Origin of the sequence: Saccharothrix carnea (assembly GCF_003014735.1) — a bacterium.
Lineage (GTDB): Bacteria > Actinomycetota > Actinomycetes > Mycobacteriales > Pseudonocardiaceae > Actinosynnema > Actinosynnema carneum.
In genome coordinates this window covers 24,512-47,439 of record NZ_PYAX01000003.1, presented here as the reverse complement: position 1 = coordinate 47,439, position 22,928 = coordinate 24,512, and the positions used below count along the sequence as shown (strand labels likewise).

Annotated in this window: 23 protein-coding genes; 14 read left to right on the top strand and 9 right to left on the bottom strand. The window is 70.6% G+C overall.

The annotated features are described in order from the left end of the window. Positions 1-110 precede the first annotated feature (110 nt). From B0I31_RS08430 to B0I31_RS08405, 6 genes are all read left to right on the top strand, one after another. Positions 111-1,013: a 5-dehydro-4-deoxyglucarate dehydratase gene (locus tag B0I31_RS08430; protein WP_106614791.1), complete on the top strand. Its 903-nt coding sequence runs from the start codon at positions 111-113 to the stop codon at positions 1,011-1,013. After that, positions 1,010-2,266 carry a glucarate dehydratase family protein gene (locus B0I31_RS08425; RefSeq protein ID WP_106614790.1) on the top strand — a complete coding sequence of 419 codons (1,257 nt, stop codon included), beginning with the start codon at positions 1,010-1,012 and terminating at the stop codon, positions 2,264-2,266. Before B0I31_RS08430 ends, B0I31_RS08425 begins: the two co-directional genes overlap by 4 nt. 14 nt (positions 2,267-2,280) lie before the next feature. After that, positions 2,281-3,402, top strand: a complete 1,122-nt coding sequence (locus B0I31_RS08420; protein ID WP_245949765.1) for a hypothetical protein — start codon at positions 2,281-2,283, stop codon at positions 3,400-3,402. A 223-nt stretch (positions 3,403-3,625) separates the two neighbouring features. Beyond that, positions 3,626-4,105 (top strand): hypothetical protein, encoded by a 480-nt coding sequence (locus tag B0I31_RS08415; protein WP_106614788.1) that lies wholly within the window; start codon positions 3,626-3,628, stop codon positions 4,103-4,105. An 85-nt stretch (positions 4,106-4,190) separates the two neighbouring features. Next, positions 4,191-4,715 carry a hypothetical protein gene (locus B0I31_RS08410; protein ID WP_106614787.1) on the top strand — a complete coding sequence of 175 codons (525 nt, stop codon included), beginning with the start codon at positions 4,191-4,193 and terminating at the stop codon, positions 4,713-4,715. 86 nt (positions 4,716-4,801) lie between these two features. After that, positions 4,802-6,115 carry a jacalin-like lectin gene (locus B0I31_RS08405; RefSeq protein WP_106614786.1) on the top strand — a complete coding sequence of 438 codons (1,314 nt, stop codon included), beginning with the start codon at positions 4,802-4,804 and terminating at the stop codon, positions 6,113-6,115. Positions 6,116-6,119: 4 nt separating this feature from the next. Here B0I31_RS08405 and B0I31_RS08400 read toward each other — a convergent pair whose 3' ends face one another. Then, positions 6,120-6,374, bottom strand: coding sequence for a hypothetical protein (locus B0I31_RS08400; RefSeq protein WP_106614785.1), 255 nt, complete (start codon positions 6,372-6,374; stop codon positions 6,120-6,122). Positions 6,375-6,481: 107 nt separating this feature from the next. Here B0I31_RS08400 and B0I31_RS08395 point away from each other — a divergent pair, with 107 nt between their 5' ends. Next, positions 6,482-7,330 carry a helix-turn-helix domain-containing protein gene (locus B0I31_RS08395; protein WP_106614784.1) on the top strand — a complete coding sequence of 283 codons (849 nt, stop codon included), beginning with the start codon at positions 6,482-6,484 and terminating at the stop codon, positions 7,328-7,330. After that, a complete protein-coding gene (locus B0I31_RS08390) occupies positions 7,327-7,515 on the top strand; it encodes a DUF397 domain-containing protein (protein WP_106614783.1) in 189 nt (62 codons plus the stop codon). Before B0I31_RS08395 ends, B0I31_RS08390 begins: the two co-directional genes overlap by 4 nt. Before the next feature lie 12 nt (positions 7,516-7,527). Here the strand turns inward: B0I31_RS08390 and B0I31_RS08385 are convergent, their stop codons facing one another. Beyond that, a complete protein-coding gene (locus tag B0I31_RS08385) occupies positions 7,528-9,186 on the bottom strand; it encodes a fumarate hydratase (RefSeq protein ID WP_106615374.1) in 1,659 nt (552 codons plus the stop codon). 103 nt (positions 9,187-9,289) lie between these two features. Between B0I31_RS08385 and B0I31_RS08380 the strand changes: the two genes are divergently transcribed. After that, positions 9,290-10,210: a phosphotransferase family protein gene (locus B0I31_RS08380; protein ID WP_106614782.1), complete on the top strand. Its 921-nt coding sequence runs from the start codon at positions 9,290-9,292 to the stop codon at positions 10,208-10,210. 191 nt (positions 10,211-10,401) lie between these two features. Here B0I31_RS08380 and B0I31_RS08375 read toward each other — a convergent pair whose 3' ends face one another. The 4 genes from B0I31_RS08375 to B0I31_RS08360 form a co-directional block, all read right to left on the bottom strand. After that, entirely contained in the window at positions 10,402-11,394 is a 993-nt protein-coding gene (locus B0I31_RS08375; RefSeq protein WP_106614781.1) for a sigma-70 family RNA polymerase sigma factor, read from the bottom strand. Positions 11,395-11,596: 202 nt separating this feature from the next. Further along, a complete protein-coding gene (gene dtd / locus B0I31_RS08370) occupies positions 11,597-12,022 on the bottom strand; it encodes a D-aminoacyl-tRNA deacylase (RefSeq protein WP_106614780.1) in 426 nt (141 codons plus the stop codon). Then, the gene (locus B0I31_RS08365) at positions 12,019-13,506 is read right to left on the bottom strand and encodes a DUF7782 domain-containing protein (RefSeq protein WP_106614779.1); all 1,488 of its coding nucleotides are present in this window, start codon (positions 13,504-13,506) and stop codon (positions 12,019-12,021) included. The genes dtd and B0I31_RS08365 overlap by 4 nt, the downstream gene beginning before the upstream one ends. A gap of 166 nt (positions 13,507-13,672) precedes the next feature. Next, the gene (locus B0I31_RS08360; RefSeq protein ID WP_106614778.1) at positions 13,673-15,166 is read right to left on the bottom strand and encodes a PucR family transcriptional regulator; all 1,494 of its coding nucleotides are present in this window, start codon (positions 15,164-15,166) and stop codon (positions 13,673-13,675) included. A gap of 83 nt (positions 15,167-15,249) precedes the next feature. Here B0I31_RS08360 and B0I31_RS08355 point away from each other — a divergent pair, with 83 nt between their 5' ends. Next, a complete protein-coding gene (locus tag B0I31_RS08355) occupies positions 15,250-15,564 on the top strand; it encodes a DUF3099 domain-containing protein (protein ID WP_106614777.1) in 315 nt (104 codons plus the stop codon). Here the strand turns inward: B0I31_RS08355 and B0I31_RS08350 are convergent. Further along, a complete protein-coding gene (locus tag B0I31_RS08350; RefSeq protein ID WP_106614776.1) occupies positions 15,546-16,439 on the bottom strand; it encodes a carbohydrate kinase family protein in 894 nt (297 codons plus the stop codon). The two genes, B0I31_RS08355 and B0I31_RS08350, sit on opposite strands and share 19 nt — an antisense overlap. After that, positions 16,436-17,344 (bottom strand): pseudouridine-5'-phosphate glycosidase, encoded by a 909-nt coding sequence (locus B0I31_RS08345; protein ID WP_106614775.1) that lies wholly within the window; start codon positions 17,342-17,344, stop codon positions 16,436-16,438. Before B0I31_RS08345 ends, B0I31_RS08350 begins: the two co-directional genes overlap by 4 nt. Before the next feature lie 31 nt (positions 17,345-17,375). Between B0I31_RS08345 and B0I31_RS08340 the strand changes: the two genes are divergently transcribed. Continuing rightward, positions 17,376-17,624 carry a DUF3039 domain-containing protein gene (locus B0I31_RS08340; RefSeq protein ID WP_106614774.1) on the top strand — a complete coding sequence of 83 codons (249 nt, stop codon included), beginning with the start codon at positions 17,376-17,378 and terminating at the stop codon, positions 17,622-17,624. A gap of 22 nt (positions 17,625-17,646) precedes the next feature. Here the strand turns inward: B0I31_RS08340 and B0I31_RS08335 are convergent, their stop codons facing one another. Further along, positions 17,647-18,795: a YihY/virulence factor BrkB family protein gene (locus B0I31_RS08335; protein ID WP_106614773.1), complete on the bottom strand. Its 1,149-nt coding sequence runs from the start codon at positions 18,793-18,795 to the stop codon at positions 17,647-17,649. A gap of 186 nt (positions 18,796-18,981) precedes the next feature. On the opposite strand from B0I31_RS08335, the gene B0I31_RS08330 reads away from it, so the two are divergent. From B0I31_RS08330 to B0I31_RS08320, 3 genes are all read left to right on the top strand, one after another. After that, positions 18,982-20,694 (top strand): DEAD/DEAH box helicase, encoded by a 1,713-nt coding sequence (locus B0I31_RS08330; protein WP_106614772.1) that lies wholly within the window; start codon positions 18,982-18,984, stop codon positions 20,692-20,694. Between the two features lie 179 nt (positions 20,695-20,873). Next, positions 20,874-22,010, top strand: coding sequence for a sugar ABC transporter substrate-binding protein (locus B0I31_RS08325; RefSeq protein WP_106614771.1), 1,137 nt, complete (start codon positions 20,874-20,876; stop codon positions 22,008-22,010). Positions 22,011-22,132: 122 nt separating this feature from the next. Beyond that, positions 22,133-22,906 carry an ATP-binding cassette domain-containing protein gene (locus B0I31_RS08320; protein WP_106614770.1) on the top strand — a complete coding sequence of 258 codons (774 nt, stop codon included), beginning with the start codon at positions 22,133-22,135 and terminating at the stop codon, positions 22,904-22,906. Positions 22,907-22,928 lie beyond the last annotated feature (22 nt).

The window sequence follows — 22,928 nt, the reverse complement described above, 5'->3', positions numbered from 1 at the left end:
TCCACCTCGTCGTCAGCGCGCTCGCCGCCTGTGCGCTGCCGCGCGAGGAAACGCAATGTCCTTCCTGCGTGGGATCACCACCGGAGCGATCAAGGGATGAAGGTCTGGGTATGCAACTGGATGGGGTGCTGTTCTTCCCGGTGACGCCGTTCGACGCGGACGGCGCGCTCGCGGAGGACGTGCTGGCCGAGCACGTCGAGCGAGGGGTGGCGGCGGGCGCGGGCGGCGTGTTCGTCGCCTGCGGTACCGGCGAGTTCCACGCGTTGGAGCCGGCGGAGGTCGAACGGGCGGTGGCCGTCGCGGTCGAGGCGACGGCCGGGCGGGTGCCGGTGTTCGCGGGCGTCGGCGGCCCGCTGCCGACTGCCAAGCGGATCGCCCAGGCCGCGGCGCGGGTCGGTGCGGACGGCTTGCTGCTGCTGCCGCCGTACCTGGTGACCAACCCGGCCAAGGGGCTGGTCCGGTACGTGACGGAGGTGGCGGGCGCGTCGGACCTGTCGCTGATCGTCTACCAGCGCAACAACGCGATCTTCACGCCGGAGACGGCGGTCGAGGTCGCGTCGCTGCCGACCGTGGTGGGGTTCAAGGACGGGCTCGGCGACATCGACCTGCTGCACCGCATCGTGCTCGCGGTGCGGTCGGCGGTCGAGAAGCCGTTCCAGTTCTTCAACGGCCTGCCGACCGCGGAGCTGACCGTGCCCGCGTACCGGGGCATCGGCGTGGACCTGTACTCGTCGGCGGTGTTCTGCTTCGCGCCGGAGATCTCGCTCGGCTTCTACCACGCCGTGCGCAACGGTGACGCCGCGTTGGTCAACCGGTACCTGTTGGAGTTCTACAAGCCGCTGGTCGAGTTGCGCGACAAGGTGCCGGGCTACGCCGTGTCACTGGTGAAGGCGGCGGTCCGGGCCACCGGGCTCGACGTCGGCGGCGTCCGCGCTCCTCTGCTCGACCCGACGCCCGAGCACGTGGCGGAACTGGAGAAGGTCGTCGCCGCCGGTCGGAGCCTGGCCGCATGAAGATCACCGACATCACCATCACCCCGGTCGCCTTCCGAGACCCGCCGCTGCTGAACTCGGTGGGCGTGCACGAGCCGTGGGCGCTGCGCACCATCGTGGAGGTGCACACCGACGAAGGAATCTCGGGGCTCGGCGAGAGCTACGGCGACCTCGGCCACCTGACCCGGATGCGCACGGCCGCGCCCGCGCTGGTGGGCCTGGACGTGCACGCGTTGAACGAGATGCACTCCCGCATCGCGACCGCGCTGGGCGGCGAGGCCGGGTCCGACCGGCACGGGCTGACCGGGCCGCTGACCGTCGAGTCCACTGTGGACAGGGTGTTCTCGCCGTTCGAGGTCGCGTGCTGGGACATCCGGGGCAAGGCGCTCGGCCGCCCGGTGAGCGACCTGCTCGGCGGCGCGGTGCGCGACGCCGTGCCGTACAGCGCGTACCTGTTCTACAAGTGGGCCGGCCACCCCGGCGCGGAACCGGACGAGTTCGGCGAGGCGCTGGACCCGGCGGGCATCGTGGCGCAGGCCCGGGTGCTCGTCGAGCGGCACGGGTTCGGCTCGATCAAGCTCAAGGGCGGCGTGTACCCGCCCGAGCAGGAGATCGAGGCGATCCGCGCGCTGCGCGAGGCGTTCCCGGACCACCCGCTGCGGCTGGACCCCAACGCGGCGTGGACGCCCGAGACGTCGCTGAAGGTCGCCGAGGAGCTCGACGGCGTGGTCGAGTACCTGGAGGACCCGGCGCCCGGGATCGACGGGATGGCGCAGGTCGCGGCACGTGCGCCGATGCCGTTGGCGACGAACATGTGCGTGATCGCGTTCGAGCACATCGCCCGGTCGGTGGAGGTGGGCGCGGTGCAGGTGATCCTGTCGGACCACCACTACTGGGGTGGGCTGTCGCGGTCGAAGGAGCTGGCCGGGATCTGCCGGACGTTCGGCATCGGCCTGTCCATGCACTCCAACTCGCACCTGGGCATCAGCCTGGCCGCGATGACGCACCTCGCCGCGTCCACGCCGAACCTGAACTACGCGTGCGACACGCACTACCCGTGGAACGTCGCCGACGACGTGATCACGACGCCGTTCACGTTCGTGGACGGGGCGGTGCCGGTGCCGACCGCGCCGGGGCTGGGTGTCGAGCTGGACCGTGACGCGTTGGCACGGCTGGCGGAGAACTACCGGACGTGCGGCCTCGTGCAGCGCGATGACACCGGTTACATGCAGAAGCACGACCCGTCTTACGAGAGGAAGCGCCCCCGGTGGTGACCACCGTTGCGCACTTGTACCCCTGGGATGTCGTGGGCGACCCGGCCGCTGTCGAACGGGTCGCGTCGTTGGGTGTGGACGCCGTGGCGCTCGCCGCGTCGTACCACACCGTGCGCGCCGCGACGCCGTTCCACCCTTCGCGTCGGATGGTGGACGCGCGGCACGCGGCGTTCTACCTGCCCGTGCGGGCGGAGGCGTGGCGGGGCAAGCGGTTGGTGCCCGCTGAACCGTCCTGGATGGACGGTCCGGACTCCTACACCGCGGCCTCCGACGCCCTGCGTTCCGCCGGGTTGCCGGTGTACGCGTGGACCGTGCTGACGCACAGCAGTCGGTTGGGCGACGCTCACCCGGACGTGGCGGTGCGCAACGCTTTCGGCGACCTGTACCCGTACGCGCTGTGCCCGTCGAACGACGACGTGGTCGAGTACGCGCGGACGTTGGTGTCCGAGGTGCTGGAGCAGGGGCGGCCGGACGGGATCGTGCTGGAGGCGTGCGGGCCGCTGGGGTTCTTCCACGGTGGGCACCACGAGAAGACCGATGGCGCGGACTGGTCGGCCGTGCAGCAGAAGCTGCTGTCGCTGTGCTTCTGCGCGGGTTGCGTACGGCGTTACGACGATGCCGAGGGCTTGCGCGCGCTGGTGCGTGCGGGGGTCGACAACGCAGCCACCAGCGTCGAAGAGGCTCTGGGCCCTCAGGCGGACAGCGTGCGCTCGGTGCGCACCGACCTGTCCCGTTCGCTCCGGCGTGAGCTGGTGGGCCTGATCAGGTCGACGTCGCCGTCCACGCGCATCGCCGTGCACGCGACGGCCGACCCGTGGGGCACCGGGCCGTTCGCCACGGTGGCCGGGGGCGTGGACGCCGACGTGGACGTCCTCACCCTGACGTGCTGGCCTGGCGTGGAGGCGTCGTTGCCCGCGATCCGCGCCCTGCGTGCCGAAGCCGACGTGCGCACTGCCGCGTACGTGCTGGCCCTGCCGCCGAAGCCGGCGGACGGCGACGAGCTGCTCGGGGAGTGGCTGGCCTACGCGGAGGCCGGCGTCCAGGAGTTCCACCTGTACCACGCGGGCCTGGCCTCCTCCGCCCGCCTCGATGCCCTCCGCCACGCCATCACCGGCCTGACCAAATCCCTCCAGTAACCACCGCAAACGCGAGAGTCCAACGCTCACGCCGCGAGAGTCCAACGTTCAACACACCTGAGTTCAACACTCGGCATACCGCACGGTCGGTGCGAGCGTTGAACTCAGGGGTCGTGAGCGTTGGACTCTCGCGCGTTGAACGTTGGACTCTCGGTTCACTGGGTTGGGTAACTGTGAAGAACGGGGGGGCAACCCGGGAGGCGGGTTGGTCCGTCCTCGGTGCATGAGAAGCCTTGGAACCGTTATCGGCGCGGGTGTGCTGCTGGTCGTGCTCGCCGCCTGCGCAACGTCCACGCCAGTCGGTCCTGGCGAAGGTGGGCCGACGCTGACCACGTCGGCCGAACCGACCTCACCCTCCGCCGAGGAGCCGGAGTTCGAGAGCCCCGTGCCGCCGGGTGGCAAGGAAGTGCCCAAGACCAAGGTCGACGCGACCGCCGTCCCCGAGGGCAACCCCACCACCACGTGGACCGAGGGTGACGGCAGCGTGCTCGGCGTCATCGCGCAGGAAGCGGGCTGCGGCAAGGCCAGCGTCGAGATCGTCGAGCAGAACGCCCAGCTGGTGAAGGTGGTGCTGGTCGAGACCACGCCGCTCGACCAGCCGGTCTGCACGATGGACATCCGCTACCCGCCGCTCACCGCGAAGCTCGACGCGCCGCTCGGTGACCGCACGGTCGTCCTCAGCACCCGACAGGACCAGAAGTAATCCCCCTGGTGCCCGGTCGGCCGTGCCCCGGTCGGCCGGGCACCTCCCCTTGCAACCTCACGGCCCCGAGTACCGTCCTCCAGCTATGAGGAACGTCAAGGCCGCCGTCGCCCTCGCCCTGCTCGCGCTCGCGGGGTGCACCGGCACGACCACCGACAACCCGCCGCTGGGCCAGTCGTCCGTCACCACCACGACCACGACGGGTTCGACGTCTGCTCCGACAACGTTGTCATCCACCGGCGAGCCCCAGCCGACCGCCCCGCCGCCGCAGACCACCCCCGCTCCGCTGGAAGGCGGTCCGACCGAGGTCCCGGCCGCCCGGATCGACGGCAGCACGCTCCCGGACACCTATGAGAAGAAGGCGTCGACCTCGGCGGACGGCCGCACGGTGCAGGTGCTGGGCCTCGCCGGCGGCTGCAAGACGGCAAGCGCCGAGGTCGCCGCCCAGTCCGGCGACCAGGTGCTGATCACGCTGGTCACGACCCACTACCCGCCGCCCACCGGCGTCCTGTGCACCCAGGAACTGCGCTCCGTCCCGCTGAACGTCACCCTCGACGCCCCTCTGGGCTCACGCCGCATCGTCCTGGAGGCCCGCGAAGAAACAGCGTGACGGGGGCGCGCTGACCGGGTGAACACCTGAAAAAGATTCGCATCAACGGTTCCCCGGCCGCGCCCCGATCGCCACACTCAGGTGACGTGAGACGACTCCTCCGACTCCTCGGCACCGTCCTCGCGGCAGCGGGCGCCACCACGCTGGTGACACCGACCGCGTCCGCCGACGTCAGCGGCCGGTTCTCCGTGCTGACCTACAACGTCGCCGGCCTCCCCGAACCGCTGTCGGGCTCGAACCCGGCGGAGAACACCCCGCTCATCGGCGCCCGCATCCGGGACTACGACGTGGTGAACGTCCAGGAGGACTTCAACTACCATGCCGCCCTCTACGCCGCCGACAACCACCCGCACCGCACGCCGACCAGCGGGGGAGTGCCGTTCGGCGACGGCCTCAACACCCTTTCGGCCTACCCGTACAGCGACTTCACCCGGATCAAGTGGAACCGCTGCAACGGCACGGACTGCCTGACCCCCAAGGGCTTCACGTTCGCCCGCCTCCGCCTCGCCGAGGGCGTGTACGTCGACCTCTACAACGTCCACGCCAACGCCGGCAGCACGGACGCCGACCTGGCCGCCCGCCGCGCGAACATCACCCAGTTGTCGGAGTACGTCACCCGGAACTCCGCGGGCAACGCCGTGATCATCATGGGCGACACCAACACCCGCTACACCCGCACGGGCGACAACATCCGCGACCTGGTCCACCCGAACGGCCTCACCGACGCCTGGGTCGAGCTGATCAAGGGCGGCGTCGAACCCGCGGCCGGCGCACCCGCGCTGGTGTGCGACCCCCAGAACGTCACCAGTTCGTGTGAAGTCGTGGACAAGGTCCTCTACCGCGACAACGCCGCCATCGACCTCACCGCCACCGCCTACCGCAACGACCACGCCTCCTTCCTCGACGCCGAGGGTGAACCGCTGTCCGACCACTACCCGCACGCCGTCGACTTCACCTGGCGGCTCGCCGACCACCTCCGGCTCAGCGACCAGTTCGGCGGCCCGCACGGCACCCCGTTCACCGACGTCGACGCCGTGGACCCGGGCACGACGGTGCGCCAGGTGACCGTGAGCGGCGGGGCACGCCTCGACCGGGTCGGGCTCACGCTCGCGGACGGCACCACCCGAACCCACGGCGGCACGGGCGGCACACCCACCACGCTGACCCTCCAGCCCGGCGAGCACCTGACGACCGCCACGCTCACCCAAGGCCGGCGCGACGGCCGCACCCGGATCTTCTCCGTCCGCATCACCACCAACCTCGGCCGAGCCGTCACCGCGGGCACGCCCACCGCCGACCAGGTCACCTTCACCGCCCCGGCGGGGTGGCGCATCGCCGGTTTCACGGGCCGTGCCGGTGCCGAGATCGACAAGCTCGGCGTGATCTACACGAGCGGCTGAGCGCTCACTCGGCGGTCGAGAACGAGGCCACCCCGTCCCACGCCAGCCACAGGTCCGCGTCGACCTGGTCCTCATCCGCGACGAGCGTGCCCGTCTCGCCGACGTAGAGGCCCAGGTCGCACCGGTGGTCCTGCAGCATCCGCACCATCCACGCGTGGAGACCCTCCTTCCCGTCCACGAGTTCCCGCGTGATCGTCCGGAAGTACACGCCGGTCCCGGACGTCTCGATCAAGCTCACCTGGTAGAAACGCGACCCCATCCGCACTCACTCCTCGCTCATGGTTGTATACTCTCCGAATTCGGGACGACTATCTCGTACGTACACGATGTGTACAAGTCCCGATCGGGTGATGATCGAGGAGAGCGATGACCAGCCCACACCGCAGTGCCGCCCGCATCCAGATCGGCACCACGCTGCGCCGCATGCGCGAAGAGACGGGCGTGCCCAGGGAAAGGGTCGGGGAGGTGCTGCACTGCACGCTGACCAAGATCAGCAACATCGAGAACGCGATCAGCGGCGTCAAGCAGGCCGAGCTGGAGAAGCTCCTCGACCTCTACCAAGCCGACGAGGCGACCCGCGAGGACCTGCTCACGCTCAACTCCGAGGCCCACCGCCGCAGGCCCAAGAGCAAGATCGGCGGCACGATCCAGCCCTGGCTGCGCCGCATCCTGGACGTCGAGGCCATCGCCACCGAGGCTCTCTACTCGTCGTTCGAGCTGCTCCCCGCCGTCCTCCAGACCGAGCACTACACGCGTGCGCTCATGACCGGGATCGGCTTGAGCGGCGAGGTCCTGGAGAAGAACCTCCAACTGCGTTTGGAACGGCAAGCGTTGCTGACCGATCGCAAGCCGCCGTTGAAGCTGTGGGCGGTGGTCTCGGAGCCTGCGTTGCGCGCCGGCATCGGCGGCCCTGAGGTCATGCGCGACCAGCTCAAGCACGTGCTCGCGCTGACCGAGCTGGAGAACGTCGTGGTGCAGGTGATGCCGCAAGGCGCGGGGGCGCACGCGTTGACCGGCACTACGCTGACGTTGTTCCGGCTGCCCAACGGGATGCCGTCGCTGGTCAGCGTCGACACCCCGTTCGGAGACCACTTCGAGGACGGTGCCAACCACGTGGAGAGGGCGACCCGCTGGTTCGACCACACTCGTGCGAAGGCGTCGGGAGTGGAAGAAAGCCGTGAACTCCTGACCCGGATCACGGAGGAGACCACATGACTTTGAAGCTCGACGAGTGGACGAAGTTCAGCGGCGGCGGCTCGAACTGCGTCGAGGTCATGCGCACGGCCGACGAGGTGCTCGTCCGCAACAGCAACCGGCCTGAAGAAGTCCCACAGCGCTTCACCTACGGCGAGTGGGACTTCTTCACGCGCGGCGCCAAGCTCGGCGTGTTCGACCTGTAAAGCCGGTAGGAGCTACTTCCGGAACGAGATCTGGAGGGTCGGGGCGGAGGTCTCGGCGAAGAAGTCGTTGCCCTTGTCGTCCACCACGACGAACGCCGGGAAGTCCTCCACCTCGATCTTCCAGACCGCTTCCATGCCCAGCTCGGCGTACTCCAGCACGTCGACCTTGCGGATGCAGTCCTGGGCGAGCCGCGCCGCCGGTCCGCCGATCGAGCCCAGGTAGAACCCGCCGTGCGTGGCGCACGCGTTCGTCACCTGCTTGGACCGGTTGCCCTTGGCCAGCATCACCAGCGACCCGCCGGCGGCCTGGAACTGCTCGACGTAGGAGTCCATCCGGCCCGCCGTCGTCGGCCCGAACGACCCGGACGCGTACCCCTCGGGCGTCTTGGCCGGTCCGGCGTAGTACACCGGGTGGTCCTTGAGGTACTGCGGCATCGGCTCGCCCGCGTCCAGCCGTTCCTTGATCTTGGCGTGCGCGATGTCCCGCGCCACCACCAACGGCCCGGTCAGCGACACTCGGGTCTTCACCGGCAACGCCGACAGCGTCGCCCGGATCTCCGCCATGGGCCGGGTCAGGTCGATCTTCACGACCTCGTCGGACAGGTCCTCGCCGGTCACGTCGGGCAGGAAGTGCGCCGGGTCGCGTTCCAGCTGCTCCAGGAAGATGCCCTCGGGGGTGATCTTCGCCTTGGCCTGCCGGTCCGCCGAGCACGACACCGCGATGCCGACCGGGCAGGACGCGCCGTGCCGGGGCAGCCGGATCACGCGCACGTCGTGGCAGAAGTACTTGCCGCCGAACTGGGCGCCGATGCCGAAGTTCCGGGTCAGCTCCAGCACCTGCTGCTCCAGGTCGACGTCCCGGAACGCGTGCCCCGCGGCCGAACCCTCGGTGGGCAGGCCGTCGAGGTAGCGGGCGGACGCGAGCTTGGCGACCTTGAGGTTCTGCTCCGCCGACAAGCCGCCGACGACCACGGCGAGGTGGTACGGCGGGCACGCGGCCGTGCCGAGCGAGCGCAGCTTCTCGTCCAGGAACTTGGCCAGCCGCGAGGGGTTCAGCAGCGCCTTCGTCTCCTGGTACAGGAACGTCTTGTTGGCCGATCCGCCGCCCTTGGCCATGAACAGGAACTCGTACTTCGGCTCCACGCCGGGCGCGGTGAACAGGTCGATCTGCGCGGGCAGGTTGGTGCCGGTGTTCTTCTCGTCCCAGAAGTTGACCGGCGCCATCTGCGAGTACCGCAGGTTCAGCTCCTGGTAGGCCTCGAAGATGCCGCGCGACAACGCCTCCGCGTCGGTGCCGCCGGTCAGCACGGACTCGGTGCGCTTGCCCATCACGATGGCGGTGCCGGTGTCCTGGCACATGGGCAGCACGCCGCCGGCGGAGATGCACGCGTTGCGCAGCAGGTCCATCGCGACGAACCGGTCGTTGCCGCTGGCCTCGGGGTCGTCCACGATCGCGCGCAGCTGGGCCAGGTGCGAGGGGCGCAGCAGGTGCTGGATGTCCCGGATCGCCTCCTTGGCCAGCAGCGTCAACGCCGCGGGCTCGACCTGGAGGAAGGTCCGACCGGCGGCTTCGACCACCGACACGCCGTCCGGCGTCACGAGCCGGTAGTCGGTGTGGTTGTCCTTGGCCAGCGGCAGGACGTCGGTGTACTGGAACGTCGGTCCCAACAGGTTCGACGAGGTCACGTCGCGGGCTCCCTTGCGCGCTTCGGGTTCCGCCGAACTTATACCGATCGCGGCCCCGCGTCCCGCCACGCGTGATGTGATTCGCGTCGTGGTCGACAGCCTCACCAAGCGCCGGCTCTCCGCGGCCGAACTCGATGCACTGATCCGCCGCGTCCTCGGTGTGCCGCTCGCCGCGCACGTCGAGCTGACGGAGGGCATGTTCAACACCGCCTACCGGCTCACCGCGGCGGACGGTCGCGAGACCGTGCTGAAGGTCGCGCCGCCGCCGGACGTCCCGCTGCTCACCTACGAGCGGGACCTGATGCGCACGGAGGCGTTGGCGTTCGAGCTGATGGCGGCGCACGGCCTGCCGGTGCCGGAGGTCCTGCTGCACGAGGACGACCTCCTGCTGATGACGGCGCTGCGGGGCGAGCCGTGGTCGGCCGCGCGCCACCGGCTGACCGATGCCGAGCACGGTGCGCTGCGCCGTGAGCTGGGCACGATCGTCCGCGAGCTGCACCGGATCACCGGTGACGTGTTCGGCTACGTGCAGGGGCCGAACGGGGCGACGTGGCGCGAGGCGTTCACGGCGATGGTGGACGCGGTGCTGGCCGACGCGGACCGGTTCGGCGTGGAGCTGCCGGACGTGCGGCCGGCCTTCGCGGCCCGCGCGCACCTGCTGGACGAGGTCACCGAGCCGGTGCTCGTGCACTTCGACCTGTGGGAGGCGAACATCTTCCTGGCCGGCGGTCACGTCGAGGGGATCATCGACCCGGAGCGGGCGTTGTTCGGCGACCCGTTGGCGGAGATCGCGACCGTGGCGTTGTTCAGCGACCTGGACGACGACTACCAGGCCGGTTACGGGATCGAGGGGTTCACCGAGGCCGAGGAGACCCGGATCGCGCTCTACCGCGCGTACCTGTGCCTGGTGATGATCGTGGAAGGTGTGCCGCGCGGTTATGCCGGTGAGGAACGCGAGGCGCACGTGCGGTTCTTCCGCGAGAAGCTCGCGGAGTACCTCGGGCTCTAGCGAAATGCGGAAGGCCGGGCCGGCCCCCGACCGCCCCGACCTTCCTCAGCGTGCGACAACCTCCGCGTAATGGGGCGGAGGTGTCGCTTGGCTCGTGTAACGCACGACCGTGCCGTGACAGACGTCACAAGTCAATCCCGCGCAGCGGTGACTTCCCGCTGGGTGGACCCTGTATCGATCGGGTCCGGCTGTCAGCTCGCGTAGGCCCGCAGCTTGGCCGCCCGCTCGCCCTGCCGCAGCTTCGACATGACCTCGCGCTCGATCTGCCGCACCCGCTCCCGCGACAGCCCGAACTGCTTGCCGATCTGGTCCAGGGTGCGCGGCTGGCCGTCCTCCAGGCCGTAGCGCAGCCGGATCACCGCCTGCTCGCGCGGGTCCAGCGTGGCCAGCACCCGGCGCAGGTCGTCCTGCAGCAGGCCGGAGATGACCGCGCTCTCCGCGTCCGTGGCGTCGGAGTCCTCGATGAAGTCGCCCAGCGGGGCGTCCTCCTCGGTGCCGACCGGCATGTCCAGGCTCACCGGGTCGCGGGCGTGGTCGAGCAGGTCGACCACCTTCTCCGGCGACAGGCCCGACTCCTTGGCCAGCTCCTCGTTGGTCGCCTCGCGGCCCAACTGCTGGTGCAGGTCGCGCTTGATCCGGGCGAGCTTGTTGACCTGCTCCACGAGGTGGACGGGCAGCCGGATCGTGCGACCCTGGTCCGCCATTCCCCGCGTGATCGCCTGGCGGATCCACCAGGTCGCGTAGGTCGAGAACTTGAAGCCCTTGGTGTAGTCGAACTTCTCCACCGCGCGGATCAAGCCCAGGTTGCCTTCCTGGATCAGATCGAGCAGCGGCATTCCGCGACCGGTGTATCGCTTCGCCAGCGAAACGACCAACCGGAGATTCGCTTCGAGAAGGTGGTTCTTTGCCACGTGACCATCGCGGATCAAAGCGCGCAGTTCACGCCGGCGCTCGTCCGGCAGCTCCGGGTGCGTCTCCAGCTTGTGCTGCGCGAAGACACCCGCCTCGATCCGCTTGGCGAGCTCCACTTCGTCCGCCGCGGTCAGCAGCGCTGTCTTGCCGATCCCGTTCAGGTACACCCGAACCAGGTCTGCGGCCGGTCCCTGGGCGTCGAGGTCCAACTCGGCGCTCGTGGTGGTCGTCTCGTTCCCGACCTGACGGTCGAGGAGCTTCGGGACGGTCATGGAGCTCCCTCCCCCTTGTGTCGCGGGCTGGCAGTGCGGTCGTGTCGCACGCTCCGCGCTGCGTTGCGCGGCTCACCTTTCGGTGTCTGACACTGGGGGAAACGCGAACCGGAGCGAAATGGTTCCCGCTTCCCACGACCTGAAGACGTCACTGCCGTCACAGCGGTTGCGCCGCGAATCCTGAGGATTGCCTGAGAAGGATCTAGAGTTCGACCAACACGGTGAACGGGCCGTCGTTCACACTCCGCACCGACATCATCGCGCCGAACCGTCCCGTTTGTACTCGGGCACCCTTCCGGCGCAGTTCCGCGACCACTTCCGTCACCAACGGCTCAGCCCGCTCGGGCCGGGCGGCGGCGGTCCACGACGGCCGCCGCCCCTTCCGCGTCTCTCCGTAAAGTGTGAACTGGCTCACCACGAGCAGGGGTGCTCCGGTCGTGGCGCACGACTGCTCGTCCCTCAGGACGCGCAGCTCGTGCAGCTTTCGGGCCATCACGTGCGCCTGGTCGGCGTCGTCGTCCACGTGGATGCCGAGCAGCACCAGCAGGCCCGGTTCGTCGATGGCGCCGACGACCTCGCCGTCCACGGTGACCGAAGCCTCTGTGACGCGTGCCACAACAGCTCTCACGCGGGCACCACCATGCCGTGCCGGACGAGGTCGCGGACGATCGGGAGCGCGGCCGCGGCCAACGCGTCCGCGTCCAGGTCGTGGGCGTAGGCGAGCAGCGTCACCAGGTCCTCCAGCGGCAGCGCGCCCCGGAAACCCGCCAGCAGCTTCGCCGCGGTCTCGTCCAGCTCCTGCTGCCAGCCCGGGCCGTCCACGCGGTGCAAGCGGCGCACGACCGCCTCCCAGCCCTCGTCGGTGGGGGAGGAGACCTCCTCCAGCAGCACGGTCTCCGGCACGGTGAAGCGGGTGCGCAGGAGCTGGTCGTTGCCGGTGGCGCGCAGCCAGGCGACCCGGTCCAGCCAGGCGGCGGACTCGGGGCCCAGCGGGTCGTCGAAGGCGTGGCGGAGGTCTTCGCACACCACCTCGGCGTGTTCGGTGTCCGTGCGGCGGAGCGTGACGAAGCCGAAGCCGATGCCCTCGACGTCGTTCTCGGCGAACCAGTCCAGCCAGGCGGCAGCCTTGGCCCGGCCTTCGGAGCTTCGCGGGTCGACGCCCGCGTCACGCAGCCACGTGCCGACGTAGAGGGCGGGGTCGGCGACGTCGCGCTGCACGAACCAGGCGTCCACGCCGCCGCGCGGCAGCCAGGCGGAGACCCGGTCGGCCCAGTCCTCGCCCTTGCGGTGCAGCCAGGAGGCCAGGAGCTGGCCGACGCCGCCCTCGTTGAGGAACGCCGGCATCTGGCGCACGACCAGGGCGCTGGCGTCGTCACCGGCGAGGCCGGAGTCGCGGTAGACGTAGTCGACCCGGGGCGGGCCGACCACGAACGGCGGGTTGCAGACGACCTGGTCGAACCGCCGTCCGCGCAGGGGGCCGAACCACTCGCCCTGGCGGAGTTCGACGTCGACCTCGTTGAGCCGGAACGTGCCCGCGGCCAGGGCGAGCGCGCGTTCGGACAGGTCGGTGGCGGTGATCCGCTCGGCGTGGCGGCTCGCGTGCAGGGCCTGGACGCCGCAGCCGGTGCCCAGGTCGAGCAGGGTGCCGACCGGGCGGCGCGACGTGGCGCGGGCGAGGCTGATGGACGCGTGGCCGACGCCGAGCACGTGGTCGGCCGGGACCGGCCCGCCGCGCTGGTCGGCGTCCTGGTCGGCGATGACCCACCAGGAGCCCTCGTCGTCGCCGTACGGGCGGATGTCCAGCCCGGCCCGCAGGCCGTCGCCGTCACCGCGCAGCACCTCGGCCTTGACGGCGGTGTCCAGGTCGACGTCCGGCAGGGCCGCCCGCACGGCGGCCTCGGGCTCGGTGTCGCCGAGCAGGAACAGGCGGACCAGCGTGCCGAGCGCGCCCGCGTCCCGGGTGGCCCGCCGGGCGGCCTCGGGCTCGCCCCGGCCCAGCGCCGCGTGGGCCTGGGATCCGAGCGCGTCGACCACCCCGTCGGCGTCGTAGTCGGCGGCCCGGAACGCTTCGCGCAGCCGTGCGGTCAGGTCGGCAGAAAGATCAGGGAGCACGCCGCCATCGTCTCGCGCCCCACCCTCCCGCGCCCTACCAACCCACCCGAACGCTCAACTCACCCATTCCGAACGTACGACTCTCGCGACTTGAACGTACGACTCTCGCGAGAGTCCAACGTTCAGGCCGCGAGAGTCCAACGTTCGGAGCAGGTGAGTTCAACGTTCAGGGTGTGATGGCCAGGGCGATGGCCATGGCCAGGCGCTGCTCCGGGTCGTCCAGCGGCAGCGACGTCACCGCCGCCATGCGCTGCAGCCGGTAGCGCAGCGTGTTCGGGTGCACCGAGAGCACCCGTGCGGCCTCACGCGCGTCCCCCTGAGCCGCCAGCCACGCACGCAGCGTCATCGCGTACTGCGTGCCGTGCTCGGCGTCGTGCCGCACGAGGTCCGCCACCGGCCCGCGCGACGGCAACCGCCCGGCCTCCGCCACCGCCGCCAACCGCCGCAGCAACACCCGCGCCCACGCCTGGTCGTACACCACGGGCTCGCCACCGGACAGGGCCAGGCACTCGTCGGCCTCACCGCGGGACGCGGGCAGTGACGCGGCGTCCGCCCGCCCGCCGACCCCGGCCAGCACGACCGCCTCAGCGGGCAGCTCGCGCCCCAGCGCCCGCACCCAGTCCACCGCCGCCGAAGGGTCGTCCCCGCACGGCAGCACGGTGTAGAGCACGTTGCCGAACAACGCCGACCGACCGGGCCGTGACCAGCCGAAACCCGCCGTCGCCCGGGAGAACGCGAGCAGCGCCGCCCCGTGCTCACCCTCGCCCGCGTGCGCCTGCACGGCGATCACCCGCAGGTCGGTCGACGGCAATCCCAGCCGGGCCAGGTTCGCGGGCAGCCCCGAGTCCAGCGCCTCGATCACCAGGTCCGCCTCGGCCTGCCGTTCCAGGTCCGCCGACGCCCGCGCCCGCAGCAGGTGCAACGCCGCCGTCCGCGCGCCGTCCACCAGCGCCGCCTCGCGCGCCGCGTCCACCGGGTGCTCCACCTCGACCCACACCGAACCCAGCAGCTCACGGCCCGCCCGCACCGCCGCCACCAGCCGCCCGCCCAGCTGGTCGGTCAGCTTCGGGACGAACAGCGGCTCGTCGGACCGCGCCAGGTGCGTGAACACGCCGTACGCGTCCAGCGCCTGCCACGCCTCCTCCGGCACCCGCCGCCCCAGGATCGTCTCCACCCGCACCGGGTCGACGCCCTGCTGCCGGTACGAGTACGCCAGCACCCGCGACTGCTGGTCCTCGATCGTCACGGGCCCGCCGACCACCGCCGCGATCGCGTCCGCCACCGCGAACAGGTCACCGGAACCCTGCCCGCCCAGCACGAGGGTCTGCGCGACGTTCGCCAACTGCCCCCACGGCACCGAGGGGTCCACCAACAGCACCGCCGCCCCGGACTTCTTCGCCGCCGCGAGCACCCGTTCGTCCAACGGCGGCGCCCCGTGCAGCACGACCGCCGCCGCCGTGGTCGAACCGACCAACCGAGCCGCCGCCGCGGGCGTGGGCACGCCCAACCCGAGCAGCACGTCGTCCGCCGCGGCCGTCGTGTGCTCCGCCGGGTCGTGCAGCGCCACCCCGCGCAACTCCACGTCCCGCCCGCGCGGCGCGCAGCTCAGGTGCGTGCCGAGGCTGCCCAGCACGTCGACCAGTCGATCAAGGGCGACCACACCGCCGATCGTAGGGTCACCACCGCCAACGGGCGGCGCAACGCACACTGTCGGTCCGACCGGCGCGGTGGGACTATGGAGGCATGGTCAGTCCCGAGCGCGACGGCACACCGGTGCTCATCACCGAAGCGGCCCCCTCCTACGAGGAGCAGCACGCCGCGCGCAAGCGCAAGTACGCGATCATGATGGGCGCCCGCATCCCGTGCCTCATCCTGGCGATGGTCTTCTACCAGACCTGGTGGCTGGCCCTGGCGTTGATCGTGCTGTCGGTGCCGCTGCCGTGGATGGCCGTGCTGATCGCGAACGACCGGCCTCCCCGCAAGGCGGAGAAGGCCAGCCGTCTCGTCAAGGAGCACCGCGCGATCGAGTCACGCCCGCATCACGTCATCGAAGGCTGAGCCGGCTGAGTCGGCTGCGCGCCGACCGCCGACACCGCCCGGGCCGCCGCGCGCACCCCGCCGAGCAGCGCGTCCCGCCGTGACGCCCCGGACAGCCACGCCGCCAGCAGCCCGGCGTCGAACGCGTCACCGGCACCGGTCGAGTCCACGCACTCGACGTCCTCCGCGGGCACCGACACCACGCCCTCGGAGTCGACCCAGCTCGCGCCGTCCGCACCGGACGTCAACGCCACCGCGCCCACCACGTCCAGCAGCGCGGCGGCCGACGCGGGCTCCGCGGACCCGGTGAGCGCCACCAGCTCCTCGGTGTTGGGCAGCAGCAGGTCGACACCGCGGATGTCGTCCAGGAACCCGTCGTAGATCAACGCCGACGACTGCGGGTCGACCGAGGTCGTCAACCCCGCCTCCCGGGCCGCGCGCAGCACCGCCAACCCGGCGGGCCGGGACGACGCGTCCAGCAGCACGTACCCCGACAGGTGCAGGTGCGCCGCGTCACGCAGCAACCCCTGGTCCAGGTCGGAGGGGGAGAAGCGGGCGTTCGCGCCCCGGTCGGGCAGCATGCTGCGCTGGCCGGTCTCGTCCACCAGCACCACCACGCAGCACGTCGCGGCCTCCGGGTCCACGGCGAACGCGCACCGCACCCCGGCCGACGTCAGCTCGGCGTGCACCTGGCGTCCCGCCGAGTCCGCGCCGACGCGCGCCACCAGCACCGGTGACGCGCCGCACGCGGCCAGCCACACCGCCGTGTTGGCACCCGCGCCACCGGGCTCGATGGTCACCGACGCCCGCGAGTCGCCGCCGTGCACGATCGGGCCCGCGTGCCGGGCCACCACGTCCAGCCCGGCGTCGCCGACGACCACGATCCCGCCTCTCACGCCGCCAGCTCCACGGCCACCGCCGCGGCGAGGGAGGCGTTCGACACGACCAGGGCCTCGTTGGCGTCCAGGCTCACCCCGCCGCTGGCGGTGTGGAAGTGCTCCAGCAGCACGGGCGTGACCTCCTTGCCCTGCACGTTGCGCTCACGCAGCAGTTCGAGGCCCTCCGCCAGCAGCCGTTCGTGCAGCTCGGCGTCCATCTCGAAGTCGGCCGGGATCGGGTTGGCCAGCAGCACGCCCGCCGAGCCCGGCACGGTCCGGTGCGCCGCCACCACGGCCGCGGCGTCCGCGGCCGAGTCGACCCGCCACGGCACGCCGAAGTCCGATTCCCGCCGGTAGAACGCGGGGAAGCGGTCCGTGCCGAAGCCGACCACCGGCACCGAACGGGTCTCCAGCAGCTCCAGCGTCGCGCCCATGTCCAGGATCGACTTCACGCCCGAGCACACCACCAGCACCGGCGTCGTGGCCAGCACGTCCAGGTCGGCGGACACGTCCCACGTCTCGCGGGCGCCCCGGTGCACACCGCCCAGACCACCGGTGGCGAACACCCCGATACCGGCCGCGTGCGCCAACGCCGCCGTGCTCGCGACCGTCGTCGCACCGTCGCGCTTCAACGCGTACGCCGCGCCCAGGTCACGCCGGGACAGCTTCACCAGGTCATTTGTTGGGTCGCAGACAAAATCCAGTTCGGTGGGGGTCAACCCGACCCTGGGCACGCCACCGAGGACGGCGATCGTCGCCGGTACGGCGCCCGCGGCGCGCACCACGCCTTCGAGCCGTTCGGCGACCTCGCGGTTGCGGCCGGGCGGTAGCCCGTGGGACAGGATGGTGCTCTCCAACGCGACCACCGGCCGGTTCTCGGCCAGGGCGGATCGGACCTCGTCGGTGACGCTCGGCGTACTCACGAGGTGCCATCTTCCCAGGTACCCTGGGCGCGTGAGCACGCAGACTCTGCCCGATGTGGAGACCCGGCCGGAAGGCACGGACACCACCGGTGACGACACCCCGAAGATGTTCCACTACGTGCGGAAGGCCAAGATCGCGGAAAGCGCGGTGATGGGCACGCACGTGGTGGCGCTGTGCGGCGAGGTGTTCCCGGTGACGAAGTCGCCCAAGCCGGGCTCTCCCGTCTGCCCGGAATGCAAGAAGATCTACGACGGCCTGCCCAAGGGTGGCGGCGAGTAAGACCCCCCGCACGTCGAGAAGGTCAGGAAGGCCCCGGCACCGACCCGCCGGGGCCGGACCCGTGCCCGCTCACCCGCGTCTCGCGCGCCGTCCGGCGTTCCACCGGCAACGGCACGGTGTGGTGGGTGTCCGCGGGTGACGGCGCGGTGTGGTCGCGGCCCGGTGGTTCGGCTCCCGGCGGCGGGCCCTGCCTGCCCTGGTCCGAACGGATCCGCTCGGCCGCCCGCTCGATCTCCAGCCGCTGCCACCGTCGCCGCTGGCGGCGCGTCATCCTCGCCGGCCACATCTCCTGCATCGCGCTGTTGAAGTACGCGCCGAGCGTGATCGCCAGCCCGATCAGGTAGGCGAACAGCAGGAACGCGATCGGCGTCGCGAGCGCGCCGTAGGTGTACCCGGTGGTCGTGATCCACTGGATGTAGAGCCGCAGCCCGATCGACGACAGCAGGAACACCGCCATCGCCAGCACCGCGCCCGGCACGAGCCGGTGCCACGGCAGCTTGTTCGGCAGCGACAGCTTGTACAGCGTCGTCAGCGCCACCACCAGCAGCACCGCGATGCCGGGGTAGTAGAACGCGCTCAGCCACGACTCGATGGTCGGCTGCCAGGAGTCCGGGAACACCTGCGGCAGCAGGTCGGGGCCCAGCGCCAGCACCGGCAGGCCGATGATCAGCAGCACCAGGCTCGCCATGTAGAGCAGCAGCGCGAAGATCCGCTGCCACACCTCGTTGCGCACGCCGTACTGGTCGTGCGCCGCGGTGATCGCGTCGACGAACGACGACATCGCCGACGACCCGGCCCACAGCGAGATCAGGAAGCCGACCGAGACGATCTCGCCCTTGCCGGTGGTGAGGATCTGGTCGACGGTGGGCACGATCACCCCGTTGACCACGTCCTGGCTGAAGATCGTCCGGCAGGTGGAGATGATCCGGTCCTTGACCGCGCTCACGACCTCCGGCCCGAACCAGTCGCCGAGGTACCCGAGGCTGCCCAGCAACCCCAGCAGCAGCGGCGGGAACGACAGGACCTGCCAGAACGCCGCCTCGGCCGCCTCGGAGAAGATGCTGCCGTCCCAGGCCTTGGACAACGTGCGCGCCAACAGGCGCAGGGGTCCCTTGCGACCCGCGCTGCGTGCTGTGTCGTCCCTCGGCGAACCCATCGCAACATCAAGCATGGTGCATGCCGGGTGATTTCGCGGCATCGGCCACCGTGCGTCGCGGGCGCAGCGGGTAGGCTGTCGATGCCCTCGACGGTCAACCGCAGCGAGGGCATTTGCGTGTCCACCCCCGCACCACGACCGCACCACCGGTCGCACGGCCCCCGCGGCACCGCCGCTGATCAGCGCAGAAAGGGTTCGAGGTTGTCGCAACCGCAAGTCGCCACGACCCGTCCCCTCCGCGCCTGGCAGCGCCGCGCGCTGACGAAGTACCTGGCCGCCAAGCCCAAGGACTTCCTGGCCGTCGCCACGCCCGGCGCGGGCAAGACCACGTTCGGCCTGCGCGTCGCGGCGGAACTGCTGGCCGACCGCACGATCGAAGCCGTCACGATCGTCACGCCCACCGAGCACCTCAAGCACCAGTGGGCGCAGGCGGCGGCCGAGGCGGGCATCGCGATCGACTCGAACTTCCGCAACACCATGGCGGTGACCTCCCGCGACTACCACGGCGTCGCGCTCACGTACGCCCAGGTCGCGGCGCACCCGATGCTGCACCGGGTGCGCACGGAGAACCGCAAGACCCTCGTGCTGCTCGACGAGATCCACCACGGCGGCGACGCGAAGTCGTGGGGTGACGCGATCCGGGAGGCGTTCACGCCCGCCGTGCGCCGGCTGTGCCTGACCGGAACGCCGTTCCGCTCGGACGACTCGCCGATCCCGTTCGTCAGCTACGAACCGGGCCCGGACGGCGTGCAGCGCAGTCGCTCCGACCACTCCTACGGCTACTCGGACGCGTTGCGCGACGGCGTGGTCCGGCCGGTGATCTTCCTCGCCTATTCGGGTGAGGCGCAGTGGCGCACGAGCGCGGGCGAGGAGTTCTCCGCCCGGCTCGGCGAGCCGTTGACGCAGGAGCAGACGGCGCGGGCGTGGCGGGTGGCGCTGGACCCGACCGGCGAGTGGATGCCTTCGGTGCTCAAGGCCGCCGACATGCGCCTGACCCAGTTGCGCGAGGGCGGCATGCCGGACGCGGGCGGGCTGGTGATCGCCACCGACCAGACCGTGGCCAAGGCCTACGCCGAGATCCTCAAGCGCACCACGGGCCACGACGCGACCCTGGTGCTCTCCGACGACCCGAAGGCGTCCGGCCGGATCGCCGAGTTCGCCGCCTCGACCGACCGGTGGCTGATCGCCGTGCGGATGGTGTCCGAGGGCGTGGACGTGCCGCGGCTGGCTGTCGGCGTGTACGCCACCAGCGCCTCGACGCCGTTGTTCTTCGCCCAGGCAGTCGGCCGGTTCGTGCGGGCCAGGGCCAAGGGCGAGACGGCCAGCGTGTTCCTGCCCAGCGTGCCGGTCCTGCTGGGGCTGGCCAGCGAGCTGGAGCAGCAGCGCGACCACGTGCTGGGCAAGCCGCACCGGGAGAAGGACGGCTGGGACGACGAGCTGCTCTCCCAGGCCAACCAGGTCAAGGACGAGCCCGGCGAGGAGGAGAAGGCGTTCACCGCGCTGGGTGCCTCGGCCGAACTCGACCAGGTGATCTACGACGGCTCGTCGTTCGGCACGGCGGCGTTCGCGGGCAGTGACGAGGAGCAGGAGTACCTGGGCCTGCCGGGGCTGCTGGAGCCGGACCAGGTGCGCGCGTTGCTGCGTCAGCGGCAGGAGAAGCAGCTGGTCGAGGCCAGCAAGCGCCCGGTCGCCGCACCGCCGCCGCCCGCCGCGACCCGCCCGGCGAGCGTGCAGGAACGGCTGGCGCAGCTGCGCAAGGAGCTCAACACCCTGGTGGCGATGCACCACCACCGCACGAAGAAGCCGCACGGCAAGATCCACAACCAGCTGCGCGAGTACTGCGGTGGCCCGCCGACCGCCATGGCCAGCATCGAACAGCTCGAGGAACGGATCGCCACGCTGCGTTCGTGGTGACCCTCGTTGTGACCCGATGTAACGAACTACGGCATTAGGCGTAGTCAGATGTCCGTTCGGTTACCTCGCCGTTAGCGCATCGTGCCTACTTTACCGGTCAAGTGTGCTTCCGGTCACCGTGGGTGTGGGCATACGTTGTGCGCCACAACATTTACGCTCCTGCGTGAAAGGGATGGCGGATGCGCAGCAAGAGCCTCGCTCTCATCGCCCTTGGCACCGGCCTCGCCGTGGCCATGACGGCATGTGGCGCCAACACGTCCGGCGGTAGCAGCACCACCTCGGACACCAACACGAACAGCGGCTCGGGCGGCGCGAAGGTCGGCGTCATCCTCCCCGAGACCGCCAGCTCCGCGCGCTGGGAGGGCTTCGACAAGCCGCTCCTGCAGAAGGCGCTCGAGGCCGAGGGCCTCCAGGCGGACATCCAGAACGCCCAGGGTGACGTGCAGAAGTTCTCCACGCTCGCCGATGGCATGATCAACGCCGGGGTCAAGGTGCTGATCATCGCCACGCCGAACAGCGAGATCGGCGCGACGGTCGCGAAGAAGGCCGAGGCGCAGGGCATCCCGGTCATCGACTACGACCGGCTGAACCTGGGCGGCAGCTCGAAGTACTACGTCTCGTTCGACAACGAGAAGGTCGGCGAGCTGCAGGGCCAGGGCCTCGTGGAGGGCCTCGCCGCGCTGGCGCCGGGCAAGAAGCCCGCCGAGATCATCGAGATCGAGGGCGCCCCGACCGACAACAACGCCACCCTGTTCTACAACGGCCAGCAGAAGGTGCTGAAGCCGAAGTACACCTCGGGTGACCTGAAGCTGGTCCAGTCGCAGCCGATCGACAACTGGGACAACCAGAAGGGCGGCACCACCTTCGAGCAGATCCTGACCGGCAACGGCCAGAAGGTCGACGGCGTCGTGGCCGCGAACGACGGCCTCGCCGGCGCGATCATCACCGTGCTCAAGAAGTACGGCCTCAACGGCAAGGTCCCGGTCACCGGCCAGGACGCCACCCCGGAGGGCCTGCAGGCCATCCTGCGCGGCGACCAGTTCATGACCGTGTTCAAGCCGATCAACGACCAGGCGAACGCGACCGCCAAGCTGGCCGCGGCGCTGGCCAAGGGCGACACGGCCGCCGCCGACAAGCTGGCCACCGGCGTCACCAAGGACACCACCGGCAACCGCGACGTCAAGTCGGTCCTGCTGCCCGCGCAGCTGATCACCAAGGACAAGGTCAAGACCGTGGTGGACGCGGGCTTCGTCAAGGCGACGGAGATCTGCGTCGCCGACCTGGCCGCCGTCTGCACCGAGCTCGGCATCAAGTAATCCAGGCTCGCGCCGGGGCGGGGTGTGCCAGACGCACCCCGTTCCGGCGCGTCCACCCCTGTGCGGGCAACACCTGAGAACAGGTCAGACCCCCTTCAGACGGGTTAGACGGAGGAATTCCAGTGAGCGAGCCGATCCTCGAGCTGCGCGGCATCAACAAGAGTTTCGGTCCCGTGCACGTCTTGCACGACATCGACTTCGACGTCCACCCCGGGCAGGTCACCGCCCTCGTCGGCGACAACGGCGCGGGCAAGTCGACGTTGGTCAAGTGCATCGCGGGCATCCACCCGACCGACTCCGGTCAGGTCCTGTTCAACGGCGAGGAAGTGCACATCCACGGCCCGCGTGACGCCGCGCACCTGGGCATCGAGGTCGTCTACCAGGACCTCGCGCTGTGCGACAACCTCGACATCGTGCAGAACATGTTCCTGGGCCGGGAACGCGGCAAGTTCGGCATGCTCGACGAGGCGGACATGGAGCAGGCCGCCCGCAAGACGCTGACCTCGCTGTCGGTGCGCACGGTCAAGTCGGTGCGCACGCAGGTCGCGTCGCTGTCCGGTGGTCAGCGGCAGACCGTGGCGATCGCCAAGGCCGTGCTGTGGAACAGCAAGGTCGTGCTGCTGGACGAGCCGACCGCGGCGCTGGGCGTCGCGCAGACCCGCCAGGTCCTCGACCTGGTGCGCCGGCTCGCCGAGCAGGGCCTGGGCGTCGTGCTGATCAGCCACAACATGAACGACGTGTTCGAGGTCGCGGACCGCATCGCGTGCCTGTACCTGGGCCGGATGGCCGCCGAGGTCAACACCAAGGACGTCACCCACGGTCAGGTCGTCGAGCTGATCACCGCGGGCCGCTCCGGCGACCTGGGCATCGCCCGACCCGAAACCGCGACCATCTGATGCCGCGCCAGAGCTCCCACGA

Coding starts and splice junctions, on each gene's coding strand:
- B0I31_RS08430 (WP_106614791.1), top strand. CDS start 111: ATGCAACTGGATGGGGTGCTGTTCTTCCCGGTGACGCCGTTCGACGCG.
- B0I31_RS08425 (WP_106614790.1), top strand. CDS start 1,010: ATGAAGATCACCGACATCACCATCACCCCGGTCGCCTTCCGAGACCCG.
- B0I31_RS08415 (WP_106614788.1), top strand. CDS start 3,626: ATGAGAAGCCTTGGAACCGTTATCGGCGCGGGTGTGCTGCTGGTCGTG.
- B0I31_RS08410 (WP_106614787.1), top strand. CDS start 4,191: ATGAGGAACGTCAAGGCCGCCGTCGCCCTCGCCCTGCTCGCGCTCGCG.
- B0I31_RS08400 (WP_106614785.1), bottom strand. CDS start 6,374: ATGGGGTCGCGTTTCTACCAGGTGAGCTTGATCGAGACGTCCGGGACC.
- B0I31_RS08395 (WP_106614784.1), top strand. CDS start 6,482: ATGACCAGCCCACACCGCAGTGCCGCCCGCATCCAGATCGGCACCACG.
- B0I31_RS08390 (WP_106614783.1), top strand. CDS start 7,327: ATGACTTTGAAGCTCGACGAGTGGACGAAGTTCAGCGGCGGCGGCTCG.
- B0I31_RS08375 (WP_106614781.1), bottom strand. CDS start 11,394: ATGACCGTCCCGAAGCTCCTCGACCGTCAGGTCGGGAACGAGACGACC.
- B0I31_RS08355 (WP_106614777.1), top strand. CDS start 15,250: ATGGTCAGTCCCGAGCGCGACGGCACACCGGTGCTCATCACCGAAGCG.
- B0I31_RS08335 (WP_106614773.1), bottom strand. CDS start 18,795: ATGCTTGATGTTGCGATGGGTTCGCCGAGGGACGACACAGCACGCAGC.
- B0I31_RS08325 (WP_106614771.1), top strand. CDS start 20,874: ATGCGCAGCAAGAGCCTCGCTCTCATCGCCCTTGGCACCGGCCTCGCC.